Raw genomic sequence first — 1,836 nt, 5'->3', positions numbered from 1 at the left:
TCCAGCGCGGCGGTCCGTCGACCGGGCTGCCGACCAAGACCGAGCAGGCCGACCTGCTGCAGGCGATGTACGGGCGCAACGGCGAGGCCCCGGTACCGATCGTGGCACCGCGGACCCCGGCCGACTGCTTCGACGCGGCGATGGAGGCGGCCCGGATCGCCCTGACCTACCGCACACCGGTCTTCCTGCTGTCCGACGGCTACCTGGCCAACGGCTCCGAGCCCTGGCGCATCCCCGAGATCGACGAACTGCCCGACCTGCGCGTGCAGTTCGCCCAGGGACCCAACCACGTCCTGGACGACGGCACCGAGGTGTTCTGGCCCTACAAGCGCGACCCGCAGACCCTCGCCCGCCCCTGGGCCGTCCCGGGAACCCCGGGACTGGAACACCGCATCGGCGGGATCGAGAAGCAGGACGGCAGCGGCAACATCTCCTACGACCCCGCCAACCACGACTTCATGGTCCGCACCCGCCAGGCCAAGATCGACGGCATCGACGTCCCGGACCTCGAGGTCGACGACCCCACCGCGGGCACCGGCACGGCGGCCACCACCCTTGTCCTGGGCTGGGGTTCGACGTACGGGCCCATCACCGCCGCGGTCCGCCGGCTGCGCACCGCGGGCGAGCACATCGCGCAGGCCCATCTGCGCCACCTCAACCCCTTCCCGCGCAACCTCGAAAGCGTGCTGAGGCGTTACGACAAGGTGGTGATCCCCGAGATGAACCTCGGCCAGCTCGCCACCCTGGTGCGGGCCAGATACCTGGTGGACGCGCACTCCTACAACCAGGTCAACGGCATGCCCTTCAAGGCCGAACAGCTCGCCACGGCTCTCAAGGAGGCCATCGATGGCTGACACGTCGACGGACGGCCCGGGCACGATCGAGGCGCTCTCTCTCGTCCCCAAGGCCGAGGCCAGGCAGTCCATGAAGGACTTCAAGTCCGATCAGGAAGTGCGCTGGTGCCCCGGCTGCGGTGACTACGCGATCCTCGCCGCCGTCCAGGGCTTCATGCCCGAACTCGGCCTGGCCAAGGAGAACATCGTCTTCGTCTCCGGCATCGGCTGCTCCTCCCGCTTCCCGTACTACATGAACACCTACGGGATGCACTCCATCCACGGCCGCGCCCCCGCCATCGCCACCGGCCTCGCCTCCTCCCGCCGCGACCTGTCCGTCTGGGTCGTCACCGGCGACGGCGACGCCCTGTCCATCGGCGGCAACCACCTCATCCACGCCCTGCGCCGCAACGTCAACCTCAAGATCCTGCTCTTCAACAACCGGATCTACGGCCTTACCAAAGGCCAGTACTCCCCCACCTCCGAAATCGGCAAGATCACCAAATCCACCCCCATGGGCTCCCTGGACGCCCCCTTCAACCCGGTGTCCCTGGCCATCGGCGCCGAAGCCTCCTTCGTCGCCCGGACCATCGACTCCGACCGCAAACACCTCACCGACGTCCTGCGCCAGGCCGCCGCCCACCCCGGCACCGCCCTGGTCGAGATCTACCAGAACTGCAACATCTTCAACGACGGCGCCTTCGAGATCCTCAAGGACCGCCAACAGGCCCAGGAAGCCGTCATCCGCCTCGACCACGGACAGCCCATCCGCTTCGGCACCGACAACTCCCGCGGCGTCGTGCGCGACCCGGCCACCGGCGACCTGCGGGTCGTCACCCTCACCCCGGACAACGAGACCGACGTCCTCATCCACGACGCCCACACCGCGTCCCCGACCACCGCGTTCGCACTGTCCCGCCTCGCCGACCCCGACACCCTGCACCACACCCCCATCGGAGTGTTCCGCTCGGTCGACCGCCCCGTCTACGACACCCAGATGGCC

Annotated in this window: 1 protein-coding gene and 1 pseudogene; both read left to right on the top strand. The window is 68.8% G+C overall.

What is annotated here, in order from left to right:
* Nucleotides 1–854 (top strand): annotated as a pseudogene (locus ACH4S8_RS45100) (2-oxoglutarate ferredoxin oxidoreductase subunit alpha); the annotation flags it as partial.
* Nucleotides 847–1,836, top strand: a 990-nt coding sequence (locus tag ACH4S8_RS45095) for a 2-oxoacid:ferredoxin oxidoreductase subunit beta (protein ID WP_398405179.1), incomplete at its 3' end; no start/stop codon positions are given. The pseudogene ACH4S8_RS45100 and the gene ACH4S8_RS45095, both read left to right, overlap by 8 nt.

The organism is Streptomyces sp. NPDC021080 (assembly GCF_044333225.1).
Classification (GTDB): Bacteria; Actinomycetota; Actinomycetes; order Streptomycetales; family Streptomycetaceae; genus Streptomyces.
Note: the sequence above shows the minus strand (reverse complement) of the source record. Positions and strands in the feature narration are given on the sequence as shown.